The sequence below is a fragment of the Candidatus Protofrankia californiensis genome (assembly GCF_900634765.1).
GTDB classification, from domain to species: domain Bacteria; phylum Actinomycetota; class Actinomycetes; order Frankiales; family Frankiaceae; genus Protofrankia; species Protofrankia californiensis.
In genome coordinates, this window is the sequence record NZ_CAAAFT010000226.1 from 4,496 (window position 1) to 19,651 (window position 15,156).

At 65.4% G+C, this 15,156-nt stretch carries 12 protein-coding genes; 11 read left to right on the top strand and 1 reads right to left on the bottom strand.

Annotation, left to right across the window (positions count from 1 at the left end):
• Positions 1 to 168 precede the first annotated feature (168 nt).
• The 3 genes from DD1DGNOD_RS12340 to DD1DGNOD_RS12350 all read left to right on the top strand — a co-directional run bounded on the left by DD1DGNOD_RS12340 (position 169) and on the right by DD1DGNOD_RS12350 (position 4,003).
• The gene (locus DD1DGNOD_RS12340; RefSeq protein ID WP_131766689.1) at positions 169 to 1,362 is read left to right on the top strand and encodes a TetR/AcrR family transcriptional regulator; all 1,194 of its coding nucleotides are present in this window, start codon (positions 169 to 171) and stop codon (positions 1,360 to 1,362) included.
• A 353-nt stretch (positions 1,363 to 1,715) separates the two neighbouring features.
• Complete coding sequence (locus tag DD1DGNOD_RS12345; protein ID WP_241255674.1) at positions 1,716 to 2,798, top strand: helix-turn-helix transcriptional regulator; 1,083 nt, start codon at positions 1,716 to 1,718, stop codon at positions 2,796 to 2,798.
• A gap of 131 nt (positions 2,799 to 2,929) precedes the next feature.
• Positions 2,930 to 4,003: a helix-turn-helix transcriptional regulator gene (locus tag DD1DGNOD_RS12350; RefSeq protein WP_241255675.1), complete on the top strand. Its 1,074-nt coding sequence runs from the start codon at positions 2,930 to 2,932 to the stop codon at positions 4,001 to 4,003.
• Between the two features lie 181 nt (positions 4,004 to 4,184).
• On the opposite strand, the gene DD1DGNOD_RS12355 is transcribed toward DD1DGNOD_RS12350, so the two are convergent.
• Entirely contained in the window at positions 4,185 to 5,402 is a 1,218-nt protein-coding gene (locus DD1DGNOD_RS12355) for an acyl-CoA dehydrogenase family protein (protein WP_131766692.1), read from the bottom strand.
• Positions 5,403 to 5,940: 538 nt separating this feature from the next.
• Here DD1DGNOD_RS12355 and DD1DGNOD_RS12360 point away from each other — a divergent pair.
• From DD1DGNOD_RS12360 to DD1DGNOD_RS12395, 8 genes are all read left to right on the top strand, one after another.
• Positions 5,941 to 6,189, top strand: coding sequence for a hypothetical protein (locus DD1DGNOD_RS12360; protein WP_131766693.1), 249 nt, complete (start codon positions 5,941 to 5,943; stop codon positions 6,187 to 6,189).
• A 40-nt stretch (positions 6,190 to 6,229) separates the two neighbouring features.
• Positions 6,230 to 6,727 (top strand): ketosteroid isomerase-related protein, encoded by a 498-nt coding sequence (locus tag DD1DGNOD_RS12365; protein WP_131770167.1) that lies wholly within the window; start codon positions 6,230 to 6,232, stop codon positions 6,725 to 6,727.
• A 105-nt stretch (positions 6,728 to 6,832) separates the two neighbouring features.
• Positions 6,833 to 7,759: a nitronate monooxygenase gene (locus tag DD1DGNOD_RS12370; RefSeq protein ID WP_241255676.1), complete on the top strand. Its 927-nt coding sequence runs from the start codon at positions 6,833 to 6,835 to the stop codon at positions 7,757 to 7,759.
• A gap of 7 nt (positions 7,760 to 7,766) precedes the next feature.
• On the top strand, positions 7,767 to 9,341 hold the full coding sequence (locus tag DD1DGNOD_RS12375) for an AMP-binding protein (protein ID WP_131766696.1): 1,575 nt from the start codon (positions 7,767 to 7,769) through the stop codon (positions 9,339 to 9,341).
• An 80-nt stretch (positions 9,342 to 9,421) separates the two neighbouring features.
• Positions 9,422 to 9,982: a flavin reductase family protein gene (locus DD1DGNOD_RS12380; RefSeq protein WP_131766697.1), complete on the top strand. Its 561-nt coding sequence runs from the start codon at positions 9,422 to 9,424 to the stop codon at positions 9,980 to 9,982.
• A gap of 57 nt (positions 9,983 to 10,039) precedes the next feature.
• Complete coding sequence (locus DD1DGNOD_RS12385) at positions 10,040 to 11,554, top strand: aldehyde dehydrogenase family protein (RefSeq protein WP_131766698.1); 1,515 nt, start codon at positions 10,040 to 10,042, stop codon at positions 11,552 to 11,554.
• Positions 11,555 to 11,660: 106 nt separating this feature from the next.
• Positions 11,661 to 12,872 (top strand): acetyl-CoA C-acetyltransferase, encoded by a 1,212-nt coding sequence (locus DD1DGNOD_RS12390; protein WP_131766722.1) that lies wholly within the window; start codon positions 11,661 to 11,663, stop codon positions 12,870 to 12,872.
• A 29-nt stretch (positions 12,873 to 12,901) separates the two neighbouring features.
• Complete coding sequence (locus tag DD1DGNOD_RS12395) at positions 12,902 to 15,070, top strand: 3-hydroxyacyl-CoA dehydrogenase NAD-binding domain-containing protein (protein WP_131770168.1); 2,169 nt, start codon at positions 12,902 to 12,904, stop codon at positions 15,068 to 15,070.
• Positions 15,071 to 15,156: the final 86 nt, after the last annotated feature.

Below are 15,156 nucleotides of genomic sequence, written 5' to 3' on the forward strand. Positions count from 1 at the left end.
AACTCCCATCCCTCCAGCGGCCTGCGACGGTGCCGGTCCGCGGGCTCGGACTCCGGCTGAGGACTCCGGTTGAGGGCGTTGCCGTCGGATCGTGCTGTTGTCCGCCGGCCTCGGCAGGGGAGCTTGGGTGAGATCCGCATCCGAACGGGACGGCAGGGGGAGCAGACGGTGAGTGAGAGTGGTGGCAGAGGCACGATCACGAGGACTCCGCGCCCACGCAACCGCAGAGCTCAGATCATCACTGCGGCCAGCGACCTGTTCTATCGATTCGGTTATCACAACGTGGGTACCGAGGACATCGCCAGCGCGGTCGGGATCACCGCCGGCGCGCTCTATCGACATTTCCGCAGCAAGGAAGAGCTGCTGGCGTGCACGCTGACCGACAGTTTCGAGCTGGCGGCGGCCGTCGTCGATCGGCATCGCTGCGGTCAGCTCACGGCCATGGTGCAGGACCTGGCTGAAACCGCGGGCAGGCGGCGTGATCTCGGAGTGTTGTGGAGCCGGGAAACCCGCCATCTCAGCGACGAGCAGCGACAGCGAATGCGGGAGAGGTTCTTCGCGTTCCTGTCGGGCTTTGTCGCCGCCATGAACGACACGCGCGACGAGTTGAGCCGAGATGACGCCGAGCTGCTGGCATGGTGTGCACTCGCCGTGCTCACCAGCCCTTCCTACCACCGGGTCTCGGCCCCGCCGGAGGCGATGGTCGCGCTGCTTCGCAGGATGGCCCTGTCGGTGTGTACCGCCGACATCGCCGGCGCCGCGTCCGAGGTCCCGGGTACGGATCCCGGCGCTGCTGAGACAGGCCTGTCACCCCGGGTGCGTCGTGAGGCGCTGCTGGTGGCCGCGGCCCGGTTGTTCAGCAGCCGTGGCTATCAGACGGTGACCATGGAGGAGGTCGGCGCCGAGGTCGGGGTGACCAGCACCGGCGTCTACCGGCATTTCGCCACAAAGGCCGACCTGCTGACGGCGATCGTCGCGCGCGCGGCCGAGCCCCTGCAGCTGGGAATGTCCCGAGCGCTGTCGACTGCCACGACCGCCTTGGACGGACTGGAGAACGCGGTGGTGGCTTACATCGACTTCGCGATGGCACATACTGATCTCGTCAACGTGTTGGTCGCCGAGGTTATGAACCTACCGTATCCGAATCGTCACAGAATCCGTAAGACGCAGCACGATTACGTCGCGGAATGGGTGTCCCTGATGGAGGTCACGCACCCGGAGCTGGACCGGTCCGCGGCGCTTTTTCGTATCCACGCCGTGCTGATGGTGGTCAACGACGTGGCACGCACGGCCCATCTGCGAAAACAGCCAGGGGTAACGGATAAGTTGCAGTTGGTTGCCGCTCGCATCCTGCACGGCTGATATCCGGCCGGCGACACCTGCCGGCCTGCCTACGCCGGCTGGAAGCCCTGGCGACGGGAGCCTCGACGAAAGGGCCTTGTCAAAGAACCTTGACGAGGCGACTTGACGACGTGACCTGAATCACCTACGGTTTGTCCCGAAGTAAATTCTGCAACACATGGACCTGGGCTCTGGGGCTGTGGCTGACTCTGCCAGAGGGGGCGACGGACGTCGGGGGGTGCTGTCGTCGCGATCGGTCACACTTCGGATGTGGAGGACAAGGGACAGTGGCGTCACCATATTCCACTACTACATTGGCACAGGGAGACCTCCGGGTTCGGCAGGGGGCGCTGGTCTCGGCATTACATGTGGCGGTGGATGCGGCTCCGGCCGAACCCGGCAGCCGGTTGGCCTCGGCTCTTGCGGCCAGGCTCGAGCGGATTGACGGCGAATCCATCGGCGCGGAACTCCAGGCGGGGCACTCCGCCCGGGCCTGTGACCTCCTTGCCGAGCTCAGTGCCGTGCAGACCGATCTGCGCGAGCGCACGTTGGGAATGCCGTTCCAAGCACTGAGCCGAATCCGCGAGGAGCTCGCTCGGGTGCGCCGGGCAACGACCTCCGCGGAGGTCATCGCGTCCGCTCCGGCCGCCTTGTGCGCGGCCTGTGGATTCGACCGGGCGATGATTTCCAGCCTGCGCGGTTCGACCTGGCTGCCGGCTACGCTGCATGTCGAGGTCGACACTGACAGTGCGGTCAACGCGGCGTTTCGGGACTTCATCCAGGACGTGAGGATTGCGTTGACGTCCTCGATGCCCGAAGCCGAACTCGTCCGCCGGAAGGCGCCGGCGCTGATCCAGAACGCGCAGTCCGAGACCCGAGCCTTCCGTCCACTGATCGAGGTGTCCCAGACGCGAGAGTATGTCGTCGCGCCGATCATCGCGGGTGGTTCGGTCGTCGGCTACCTACACGCGGACACATATTCGTCGGGGCGTCGCCTGACCGGTGACGACCGCGACCGCATCCAGATCTTCGCCGACGGCCTCGGCCTGATCCTCGAGCGCACGGTGCTTCTCGAACGCCTTGCACTGCAGCGCGAGCGGATCGGGAAGGCGTTCTACGCCGCCCGAACGATGACCGAGGGGCTCAGCGCCGCCCCGGTCCAGCTCGTGCGGCAGAACATTCCGGCTACGGAATCCAGGCCGCCGGTGTCGCTGCCGTCCATGCTCGCGGCCTCGGCGCCCCGTCTCCCGGACGGGCTCACCCCGCGGGAGCGGGAGGTGCTCGCTCTGCTGGCCAGCGGAGCGACCAACGCACAGATCGCCGATCGCCTGACCGTTTCCGAAACTACGGTGAAATCACACGTGAAGCACATCCTGCGCAAGTTGCACGCGTCGAACCGAGCCGAGGCGATCGCCCGGTACCTGTACCTCGCGCGCAGTCAGGACCGCGCGTTATGACCGCGGCGGCCCCTGACCGCAAACCCAGCATGTTTCCGACGCCTGCCGGCGACCGAGGCTGGCGACGGCGTGGACGTGATCTCGCCGCTCGCATCGAATTCATGCATTGTGAGGTTCGTGCTGCCCTCCACGTGGAGCCGACGGCATCCGTTGTTCCCGATGGCCTGTCAACGTCGGCCGAGATCGTCTCCACCCTGACCGGGCACTGCATCGACCGGTTACGAGTCGTCACCGGTCCAATCAGCGAGGCCGGCCTACACCTGTACCGTCTCATCCTGGATCTACAGGAACTCGCTTTCGACCTCTACCAGTACGACCTGAACCTGCGCACACGGCGGTTCGCCGACTGCGCCGCCGGACTGCAGCGCCTGCGAGGGCTGCCGAGCTCGGCGGACCTGCTGGATCAGGTGTGCCAGGAACTGGTACATCGGTGCGGGTTCGGTCGCGCGGTGCTCTCGCGGGTGGAAAACGGCGTCTGGCGTCCGTGGATGGCCTACTTCAGCAACGGTGACGAGTTCGAGTCATGGTTTGCGCGCTGGGTCGACCAGCCGATTCCACTCGAGGGCCTGACGCCCGAGACCAGGCTGCTGACCGAGTGCCAGCCCACGGTCGTGTACGACACCGCGAGCACGAACGTCCACCGGCCGATCATCGTGGAGTCCGGGCACTCCAAGTCCTATGTCGTGGCCCCGGTGATGCGTGGGACGGACGTCGTCGGTTTCCTGCACGCGGATCACCATCCGTCGTCGCGTCGCGTCGACGATGTTGACCGGGACGTTCTCTGGATGTTCGCCGAGGGCTTCAGTCACGTCTATGAACGAGCCGTGTTGATGGAGCGTCTCCGTACTCAGCGCAACCACGTCCGCGAGATCCTCTCCTCGGCGGTCCAGATGATGAACGAGTTCTGTGACGCGGGCATCGATCTCTCGCGGCATGCGGACACCGGAGCCATGCCTGGCAACGGTGTCCTCCCCGCCCCGATCGCCGCCGCGCACACCGGCGGCGATCTCACCGCGCGGGAATCGGAGGTCCTGGAGCTGATGGTGGCGGGCGCTACGAACAGCGCCATCGCGGAAACGCTCGTCATCGCCGAGGAGACCGTGAAGTCACATGTGAAACACATTCTGCGCAAGCTCGGCGCGGTGAACCGGTCTCAGGCGATCGCGGGATCCCTCGGGATGACCATGCGTGAAGTCAATGCCTGAACCGCGATTCATGATCGTGGTGAGTGCGGCGCCGATCCTCACCAGATAGCCGATTTTCACCGGATGGTGACGGCGAACCTCTGTGGTGACCGCGGCTGGAAACAGCCGCGGTCACCACAGACAGAGCGCTGTAGTCGGTACAGCGGTCGTCAGTGCAGCGCTCGCCGGTTGAGCTCCACCTCTACGGAGCGCCGAGCAGGCCCAGTTCGGACCGGCCGAGCAGGTCGTAGGCCTGGTCGGTCGTCAGCGGGTGGAACGGTCCGCCACGGGCGTCCCGGTAGAGCCGCTCCAGGACGTGCCCGCGCCGGAAGGCCGAGCCGCCGACCAGACGGAGCGCGGCGTCCGTCACCTTGATCGCCGTCTCGGTCGCGGCGACCTTGGTGACGTCGACGAACGCCGCCCGCGCGATCGGGTTCCACTCGGCGTCACGGCCCTCGATGAGGATCCGGGCGGTCGTCTCCAGCGCCCGGGCCGCCGTCTCCGTCTCCAGCAGAATCTTGCCAAGCCCGTACTGGATGTAGCCGATCCCCTTCAGGGCGACGTCCTTGCCCTCCTGCGTCGCACCGAGGGACTTCTTCTTGAGGATCTCCCGGGTCTCGGTGTAGGCCTTCTCCGCGAGGCCGAGGTAGACACCGGAGAAGCTCAGCGACGCCCACTCGAACTCGCCGAAGAGGCCGTTACGGAAGTTGCCGCCGTACGACGAGGCCGGCACGTAGACCTTGTCGAAGACGAGCGTGTGGGTGCCGGTCGCGCGCATCCCCAGGGTGTCCCAGGTCTCGATGACGCTGATCCCGGGCGTGTCGATCGGGATGACGAAGACGGACTCGCGGGCCGCGTGCTCCTGGAAGTCCTCGGGCAGCTCCCCGGAGGGGTCGGTGACGGTGGCGTTGAAGGCGACGATGTCGGCCCCCAGGCAGAGGGTGGCCCAGGTCTTCTTGCCGCTGATGTGCCAGCCGCCCTCACCGTCGGGGACCGCCACGGTGTCGGCGAGGCCGGTCAGCCCGGCCCGGTCCTCGCTGAAGGGCCCACAGACGATCTTGCGCTCGTTGACGACCTCGGAGAAGACCCGCTCGCGGGTCTCCTCGTCCAGCAGGCCACGGAAGATACCGATCATGGTCTGGTGCATGTTGAACGCCAGCGCGATGGCCGGGTCGCCCTTGGCGAGCTCCCTGGACACCAAGGTAGTGGTCCAGATGTCGGCGCCGAGGCCGCCGTACTTCTTCGGGACGGCCAGGGCAGGCAGGCCGCTCTCCTTGTAGAGCGGCACGAGCTCGGTCGGAAAGCGGTTCTCGGCATCAGCCCGTGGTCCGGCCTCAGCGAAATGCTTCGCCAGCGAACGGGCTATCTGTATCACCTCGGCCTGCTCGGCCGGGGTTATTTCCACGTCGTGCTTCCCCATACCGCAACTCACTCCCAACCATCGACGACCATGTGCTCGTAAACCTAATCGCGACGCCTCCCGTCGGAATCTCCCCACAGGAGAGATTCTGCCCTTCGACGGGGTGACACAACCCTGGGAACGGCCGCTTGCCAGGGAGATTCCGGCGGCGTGCCACAGGCGTGCTGTCCATGGACGCACTCGGTCCGCGACCGTGGCTTCTCATCGTTACGAGGGCACGGCGAGCCGGTCACCGTCGACCGGTGGGGGATCTTCCGCGGCCGGACCGCGTGGCGGCGCGTGCCGCGCTGGCCTGCCGGTTCACCCGAAGGGGCACCGTCTTTACCCCCGGAGGATGAGGCGGCATCTTCAAACTGGTTCTACGGTTGGGTCACCTACCTGCCGACCGGATCGGCAGCGTCTTTCCCAGGTTCCCTGGGGGGGCCGCGGGTGCGTGCGAAAACCATGATCGTGTATCCTTCGGCCCGCTGGTACTCCAGAAGGAGGGGTGGCCAGATGTCTTCTCAGCGGTTCGCCGTGTTATCGCTGAAGGCGTTTGGTGAACGCGCGGCGAAAGCGCACACCCGGTACGTTGACCAGACAACGGTATCGGGATCCAGCGCTACCGGCCGGTGGGAAGCCGTTCAGTACCTCCGGCCAGACCTTCCACGGCTACGACTCCGACGGCTGGATCAGGCGGGAGCCGACGTACTGGGACGCGGTCGCCCCGCTGCACGCCCCGGGCCTGCCGGTGTCGATTCACCGCGGCGTCACCGGCCCGGTGCTCACGGGCGCGACGGTCGCCTGACTCCCAATCAGGCCAACCAGGATCGAAACGGAGTACATCGATGAGCCGGGCCACCGAACACGCCGAGCGCTGGACGCAGGCGATCACGAGTGACACCGACGTGGCGGTCACTTTGTACACGGACGACGTCCGGTACGAGGACCATCAGGATGCCGACCAGGTTCCTGACACGGCCCCCAGCAAGGCCGACCTCCGGGAGCAGCTTGCTCCGTACTCGAACAAGGATGCCGACAACGGTATGGGAATTCATCGTTTCGAGGTGCTTGAAGCGATCGAAACCACCGGGGGCAACGGGTCGCAAGCCGTCACGATCCTGTGGCGCTGGACCGGTGAGCATCTTGCCGGGTACCAGGGTGTGCCTACCGAGGGCAAGAAGCTCACCACCCGGGGGCAAACCTGGCACCAGTTCGATGCCGACGGCAGAATCGACCGTGAGCTGACCAACTGGAACGACACGCCGGTATTCCAGCAGCTCGGGTTGCCAGTCCGCACCCCGCACCACTGGGAGAAGGACGTCGATCCTGGTTCGTCGGACTGAGCAGGCGGACCGGAGTCGGCGCCGCTGCGCCAATCGTGGGAGGTACCGGTGGCATTACCCCAAGCATGGCATCAACGACTGAGACTTCCGGCGGTGGCGGCGCCGATGACCGACGTGTCGGGCCCCGATCTTGTGATTGCCGCCGCTGTGCACGGCATCATCGGTACTTTTCCTACCCATAACGCGAAAAGCACTGACGAGTTGGACGCATGGCTGTCACACATTGCTGCGGCGACGAAGCGTACTGACTCCGTGTCCTCGCCCGTTGCCCCGGTGGGCGCCAATCTCGTCGTGCACCGATCCAACGCACGGCTGTCCGGCGACCTGGACTGCCTGCTGCGGCATCGCCCCGAGATCGTCATTACCAGCGTGGGGTCTCCCGCGGCAGTGATCGGGCCGTTGCACGATGCCGGCATCCTGGTGCTGGCCGACGTGGCGAGCCTGCGCCACGCCTACAAAGCGATCGAATCCGGTGTGGACGGCCTGGTGCTGCTGTCCGCCGGTGCCGGCGGACAGACCGGGTGGGCCAATCCGGTCTCCTTCGTACGGGCTCTGCGCAACGACTACGACGGGATCCTGGTCCTGGCCGGCGGCATCAGCGACGGTCATGGTGTTCTGGCCGCTCGGGCCGCCGGTGCCGACCTGGCCTATCTCGGTACTCGATTCATCGCTACAACCGAGAGCCTGGCCTCTGCGGAGTATCAGCAAGCGGTGGTCGAGGCCACGCTCGACGATATTGTATCTTCGGTGCAGGTCAGCGGCCTGTCGGCCAACGTGCTCAGAAGTTGGCTCGAGGCCCACGGCGTGACGCAGGCTCCGCCCACCGGCCTCGACGGCAACGCTCATGCCGGCTTCGCCCAGGACCGGCTGCTTGCCCAGCATAACGTTTGGGCGGCTGGCCACTCGGTGTCCGGAATCGACACGGTTCTCGACATCTCGGTGTTGGCGGAACGGCTTGCGCACGAATACCAACAGGCCCAGGACTTGCTTCTACAAGCCCCGGTGAACGGCATTTCCAGAAGGTGGAGGTAGAGCACTCATGTGGGGCACGCTGCCAGAGGTATTCGATCGGGCCTGTCTGTACTACGCGAATTCGACGGCGATCGTCGATGGCGATCGCCGGCTGACCTACCGGCAGATGCAGACGTGGGCCAACCGGGTTGCTCACGGGCTCGGCGCGTTAGGGGTCACCAAGGGGGAGAGGGTCGGCCTGCTCCTGCCCAACGTCTTGGAGTTCATCCCGACCCAGCACGGCATCTGGAAGGCCGCAGCGGTACTGGTACAGCTGCCGACCCGGGCTGCCGCCGCCGGTCATCGGGCCAATCTGAAGCAGACCGCGGCGACCACGCTTATATATCATGCACAGTTCGACGCGATTATCGCCGAGGTGGTCACCGGGTTGCCCGACCTGCGGCGGGTCATTCGACTCGACGACGGACGTGGGCCCGCGGACACGACTGTTCCCGGTATCCTCGACTATGCGACGCACTTCGACTCGCAACCGGACACCCCCCCCTCGGTGGCTATTTCAGAGGATGACGAGGCATATGTGCTCTTCACCTCCGGAAGTACCGGAGAGCCGAAGGGTGTGATCAATTCCCACTTTACGTGGGCGCATTACAGCATCACCGCCGGCCTGGAGATCGGCGACATCCGGCCGGGTGAGGTTTTTGCCCACGGCGCTCCGTTGACCCATTACACCCAGATTTTCGTGATGCCGACCTTTCTGCGCGGTGGCACGAATGTGATGTTGCCGGGGCTGGACGTCAATACTCTTCTCGAGAAGATCGAGAAGGAGAAGGTGACGGCCACGGCCGTGGTCCCGACGATCGTCTATCTGTTGCTCGATCACCCTGATCGGGCGAAGTTCGACCTCTCGTCGCTCAAGACCATGATCTACGCGGGTGCCCCGATCGCTCCCGAACGTCTCCGTGAGGCACTCGATATATTCGGCCCGATCTTCATTCAGGCCTATGCCGGTACCGAACCGGGGTACGTGTCGTGCCTGCGGAAAGAGGACCACCGGGTGGACACCGAGGAAGGTGTCAAGCGGTTGGCGTCGGCCGGCCGGCCGCTGCCGTATGTGAAGCTGACCATTCAGGACGAGCAGGACCGGCCGCTGCCAGTCGGCGAGCCGGGCGAGATCTGCTCCCAGCAACTCGGACAGATGCTCACCTACGTCGACTCCTCGCGCAACGCGGAGGCGCTGCGCGGCGGCTGGGTCCACACCGGCGACATCGGCTTTGTCGACGACGACGGGTTTCTTTACATCGTGGACCGCAAGAAGGACTTGGTGGTAAGCGGCGGCTTCAACGTCTTCCCGCGGCAGGTGGAGGACGTGCTGCTGACCCATCCGGCGGTCGCTCAGGCGGCTGTTTTCGGTGTACCGCACGAGAAATGGGGCGAAGCCGTATTCGCCGTCGTGGTCACCAAGCCCGGCCAGCGTGTCGGCGAGGACGAGCTGATCATTCACGTCAAACACCAGCTGGGCAGCGTGCCCGCGCCCAAGTCGATAGTGTTCACCGACCAGCTGCCGGTCAATCCGGCTGGAAAGGTCGACAAGAAGACGATTCGCGCGCCCTACTGGGCCGGTCGCACCCGCCAGATCGGATAGCTCCGCCGAACGCCGGTCGCCACCTTCCTGGCAGCGTGACTGCACGCCAGCCCGATCGGCCTGCGAGATGAGGAAGAACCATGGGAATGACGATGAGTTCTCACAGCCGTACCGGCCATGCCGGCCCAAGCCTGTCCGAACGGTCTGCGCCGGCGGTTCCCCTCGTGGACTCCGCCCACTTCCGTGATGTCCTCTCACGCTTCGCAAGCGGGATTGTCGTCGTGACGGCGATAGCGGGGGACCAGCCGGTCGGCCTGACCTGCCAGTCGTTCACGTCGCTGTCCCTGGAACCGCCGATGGTTCTGTTCTGCCCGGCCAAGTCGTCCACGTCCTGGCCCGCGGTGGCAGCGGCGGGAAACCTGTGCATCAACATCCTCAGCGAAGGGCAGGACGAGGTCAGCAACGGGTTCGCGCGAAGCGGTGCGGACAAGTTCGCCGGAGTCGACTGGACGCTGCTGCCCAACGGCTCGCCGGCGCTGGACGGCGCTGCCGCCCACATCGGCGCAAAGGTTGCCGTGATCCACGAGGGTGGCGACCACCACATCGTCACCTGTCTTGTGGAATCCCTGCAGGCACATGAGGAGCGCAATCCGCTCCTCTATTATCGAAGCAGGTATCGGCACCTCCGAGCGCTGGACTGAGAGCGCCCGTACCGGTCAGTCGTCATTGAAGGTCAGCTGTGTCCAAAGGAGGACAAGATGTCTGCACCGCACTACCAGTTATTCATCGCCGGAGAATGGGTCGATTCCGCGGAGAAGTACGAGATCCGCAGCCCCGCGACGGACGAGCTGGTGGCAACCGTCGCCAAGGGCGGGACGGATGACGTCGATCGTGCGGTTGCCGCGGCCAAGGCCGCGCACGAGGCGGGGCAGTGGCGGCGTACTCCTCCGGAGGAGCGCTCTGCGCTGTTGCACACGGTCGCCGATCGTCTCGAGGAGCGGCTGGAGGAGCTCGCGGCTCTCCAGACCCGCGAGAACGGCGCGACAATCCGCGTCACCGGAGCCCTGCATCTCGGCCTGTCGATCGGCCAGCTCCGGTATATCGCCGATCTCGCGAAGTCCTACGAGTTCGAAAAGCCCGGACCCGAGATCGGACCGATCCCGGCCGCGGGTATTCTGCGCCGCGAACCGCTCGGGGTGGTAGCCGCGATCGTGCCGTGGAACATTCCGCTTCTGGTCATCGTTTGGAAGATCGCTCCGGCGCTCGCCGCAGGCAACACCGTCGTGCTCAAGCCCGACGAGCACTCGCCCTTGGTGGCCCTCGAACTGGCCAAGGAGTTCGAGGCCGCCGGCCTGCCCAAGGGTGTGCTCAACGTCGTCACCGGTGACGGCGACCCGGTGGGTGCCTATCTCAGCGGGCACCCGGACGTCCGCAAGGTGGCGTTCACCGGTTCGACCGAAGTCGGCAAGAGCATCCTGAGCAAGTCCGCCGAGACGGTCAAGCGGGTGACACTGGAGCTGGGCGGTAAGGGGCCGAACGTCATTCTCGATGACGCGGACCTGCCGCTGGCCGTCGATGGAGCGCTGTTCGCGGCCCTGGCCAACAACGGGCAGGCATGTGAGGCGGGAACCAGGCTTCTTGTGCCGAGCACCCTGAAGGACGAGTTCCTCGCCAGGCTGGTGGAGCGGGCGAAGACCCTCAAGCTCGGAAACCCGTTGGATCTTGCGACCGACGTCGGCCCGGTGATCAGCAAGGGGCAGCGGGACCGTATCCTGGGCTACATCGAGTCGGCCCGGGCTGAGGGCGCTACCATCGCCCTGGGTGGTGGGGTGCCACAAGGACCCGAGTTCGCCGCTGGGAACTGGGTGGAGCCCACCATCGTCACGGACGTCACCAACGACCAGCGCATCGCCCGGGAAGAGGTCTTCGGCCCGGTACTGACCGTCCTGACGTATGACTCTGTGGACGAGGCGGTCAAGATTGCCAACGACACGAACTACGGGCTGTCAGCCGGGGTGTGGGGACGGGACGAGTCGCGCGCCGTGGACGTGGCCCGGCAACTGGATGCCGGCATGGTCTATGTGAACGACTGGCATGTCATCAACCCGGCCTATCCGTTCGGCGGAACCAAGCAGAGTGGCCTGGGACGCGAAGGCGGCCCCGACGCACTCGACGCCTACACCGAGCTGAAGTACATCTCGGTCGATCGCTCCGGCGGGCTCGAGAACCGGGCGGCGTTCGCCCTGGTGCTGGGAACGCCGCCCACAAGCTGACGTGGCCTGAGAGTCCGGCGTCGACACGCCGGACTCGAACCCGCCCAGTGCAGACCGTCATGAATGGTCGCCTTTGCCGGCGACATCCCAGGAAGGGTATGTGACCTTGTCAGCCGAGGCGTACATCTACGAGGCAATTCGAACCCCTCGCGGGAAGGGAAAGAAAGGGGCGTTGTACGGGACGAAGCCTCTGGACCTCGTGGTGGGTCTCATCGACGAGGTACGGACGAGACTTCCGCAGCTGGACCCGGCGTATATCGATGACGTGGTCCTGGGAGTCGTCTCCCCGATCGGGGACCAGGGAGGCGACATCGCAAAGGCGGTGGCGATCGCCTCCGGACTGCCGGACACGGTGGGCGGGATACAGGTCAACCGTTTCTGCGCCTCGGGCCTGGAAGCGACCAATATCGCGGCGCAGAAGGTGCGCTCCGGCTGGGACCGGCTGGTCCTCGCCGGTGGCGTCGAGTCGATGTCGCGGGTGTCGATACTCTCCGACGGCGGGCCGTTGTTCAACGACCCGACCACGACCTATGACCACTACTTCGCCCCGCAGGGAATCGGCGCCGACCTCATCGCCACGATCGAGGGTTTCAGCCGCGAGGACGTGGATGCGTACGCCGTACGTTCGCAGGAAAAGGCCGATACGGCCTGGCGGAACGGCTACTTCGCGCGATCGGTGGTGCCGGTCAAGGACATCAACGGAGTCGTGATCCTGGATCACGACGAGCATCGTCGGCCTGGTTCGACAGTGGAGTCCCTCGGCGCGTTGAAGGCGTCTTTCGAAGGCCTCGGCAGGTCGGGCGGATTCGACGCCGTCGCGCTTCAGAAATACCACGAGGTCGAAAAAATCAACCATGTCCACACCGGAGGAAACTCCTCGGGCATCGTCGACGGCGCGGCACTCGTCCTTGTCGGCGGGGAGCAGGCGGGCAAGGATCTCGGCCTCACGCCGCGCGGCAGAGTCGTCGCCACGGCGATCAGCGGGGCTGATCCGACCATCATGCTGACCGGGCCGAAACCGGCGACGGAAAAGGTGCTCGCCAGCGCCGGGCTGACGCTGGACGACATCGATCTCTTCGAACTCAACGAGGCGTTCGCGTCGGTGGTGCTCAAGTGGACAAGGGATCTGAAGATCCCCGAGGAAAACGTGAACGTCAACGGAGGAGCGATTGCGATGGGGCATCCGCTCGGCGCCACCGGTGCGATGTTGGTCTCCACGATGCTCGACGAACTCGAGCGCAGGGATCAGCGTCGGGCACTCATCACGCTGTGCATCGGCGGCGGTATGGGCGTGGCCACGATCATCGAGCGCGTGTGAACATCTCGACGGATGCGGGTGGATCGACTATGGCGTACACAGAGACCATCCATTGGGCGCATGACTCCGACGGCGTCGTCGTGCTGACCCTGGATGATCCACAAGCTTCGGCGAACACCCTCAGCCGGGATTTCGTCGAATCGCTGCAGGGGACCGTCGACAGGCTTGAGCGAGAGAAGGAGACGATCACCGGTGTCGTCCTCACGTCGGCGAAGAAGACCTTTTTCGCCGGCGGCAACCTGAACGAGCTGAAGGCGCTTCGCAAGGAGGACGCTCCGGAGTTCACAGCACATCTGAACCGGATCAAAGGGCTGCTGCGCTCCTTGGAGACCATCGGCAGACCTGTCGTGGCCGCCATCAACGGCGCTGCTCTCGGTGGCGGTCTCGAACTCGCGCTCGCCACCCACCATCGGATCGCCGCCGATGTTGCGGGGAACCAGATCGGTCTGCCGGAGGTCGGGCTCGGGCTACTGCCCGGGTGCGGCGGGGTGGTGCGGACCGTGCGCAGCCTCGGCGTCGTCGACGCCCTCGGGAAGGTGCTGCTGTCCGGAACCCGTTTCAGCCCCGCTGACGCCCTCGAGCTCGGGCTGATCGACGAAATCGTGGCAACCGTGCCCGAGTTGATCACTCGTGCCAAGTCGTGGATTCAACAGAATCCCCAGGCACGTCAGCCGTGGGATGCCAAGGACTACCAGATACCCGGCGGGACACCGGCTTCCCCTTCCCTGGCGTCGGTCCTACCCAGCCTGACGGCCAAGCTGCGCGCTCAGTTGGGCGGCGCACCGCTGGAGGCACCGCGGGCCATAGTCGCCGCCGCCGTGGAGGGCGCGCAGGTCGATCTCGACACGGCGTCGCTGATCGAGACCCGGTATCTGATCCACCTGGCCACCGGTCAGGTGGCCAAGAACCTGATCCAGGCGTTCTTCTTCGACACTCAACAAATCAAGGCCGGTGGTAGCAGGCCGGCTGGGTTCGAACGGTTCCAGGCGACGAAGGTCGGTGTTCTCGGGGCCGGGATGATGGGCGCGGGCATTGCCTATGCGGCGGCGAAGGTCGGAATCCCAGTGGTCCTGAAGGACGTCAGCCTTGCCAACGCCCAGCGGGGCAAGGCCGTCGCCGAGAAAATCGTGGCCAGGGCGCTGTCCAAGGGGAAGACCTCCGAGGCGGAGGCGGCTGCGCTGCTCGGCCGGATCCAGCCGACGGAGGATCCGGCCGGCTTCGACGGAGTCGACTTCGTCGTCGAGGCGGTCTTCGAAAGCGTTGAGCTGAAACACAAGGTCTTCGGCGAGATCGAGGAGATCGTCGATCCGGACGCGGTACTCGGCTCGAATACCTCGACCCTGCCGATCACCCTGCTGGCGCAGGGAGTCCAGCGGCCGGAGGACTTCATCGGCATCCACTTCTTCTCGCCGGTCGACAAGATGTCTCTCGTCGAGATCATCAAGGGTGGACGCACCTCGGATCGAACTCTCGCCAAAGTTTTCGACTTCGTGCAGCAGATCCGTAAGACTCCCATCGTTGTGAACGACAGCCGCGGGTTCTTCACGAGCCGGGTCATCATTGCGTTCCTCAACGAGGCGGTTGCGGCTGTGGGTGACGGTATCGCACCCGCCAGCATCGAGCAGGCCGCGCTACAGGCCGGCTATCCCGCCGGCGCGCTGCAACTTCTCGACGAGCTGACGCTGACGCTGCCGAGAAAGATTCGCGAGGAGACCAGATCGGCGGTGGAGGCTGCCGGCGGCGTCTGGAAGGCGCACGCAGCGGACGAGGTCATCGACCGGATGATCGACGAGTTCGGGCGCACAGGTCGTTCCGGCGGCTCCGGATTCTATGAGTATGACGAATCGGGCCGTCGACAGAGGCTGTGGCCGGGTTTGCGCGAGGCGTTCAGGGTGCCGGGCCGCACGATCCCGTTCGACGATCTCAAGGAGAGGTTGTTGTTCGCTGAGACGATCGAGGCCGTACGCGCACTGGACGAGGGAGTCATCGAGTCGGTAGCCGATGCCAACATCGGTTCGTTGTTCGGCATCGGCTTCCCCTCGTGGACCGGTGGCGTCTTCCAGTACATCAACCAATACGAGGGGGGACCGGCTGGATTCGTGGCGCGGGCGCATGAGCTGGTCCAGCGTTACGGCGAACGGTTCAGCCCGCCGGACTCCCTGGAGCGCGCAGCGGCCACGGGCACGTTGTACGTGTAATGGACAGACGCCGTGATGCTCTTCACGGTGGATCCATGCCCTTCATGCTTTTTGTCGCGCGGCCGGAGGCCTTGAGGAAACCTGGG

Coding starts and splice junctions, on each gene's coding strand:
- DD1DGNOD_RS12370 (WP_241255676.1), top strand. CDS start 6,833: ATGACCGACGTGTCGGGCCCCGATCTTGTGATTGCCGCCGCTGTGCAC.
- DD1DGNOD_RS12385 (WP_131766698.1), top strand. CDS start 10,040: ATGTCTGCACCGCACTACCAGTTATTCATCGCCGGAGAATGGGTCGAT.
- DD1DGNOD_RS12380 (WP_131766697.1), top strand. CDS start 9,422: ATGGGAATGACGATGAGTTCTCACAGCCGTACCGGCCATGCCGGCCCA.
- DD1DGNOD_RS12375 (WP_131766696.1), top strand. CDS start 7,767: ATGTGGGGCACGCTGCCAGAGGTATTCGATCGGGCCTGTCTGTACTAC.
- DD1DGNOD_RS12365 (WP_131770167.1), top strand. CDS start 6,230: ATGAGCCGGGCCACCGAACACGCCGAGCGCTGGACGCAGGCGATCACG.
- DD1DGNOD_RS12355 (WP_131766692.1), bottom strand. CDS start 5,402: ATGGGGAAGCACGACGTGGAAATAACCCCGGCCGAGCAGGCCGAGGTG.
- DD1DGNOD_RS12395 (WP_131770168.1), top strand. CDS start 12,902: ATGGCGTACACAGAGACCATCCATTGGGCGCATGACTCCGACGGCGTC.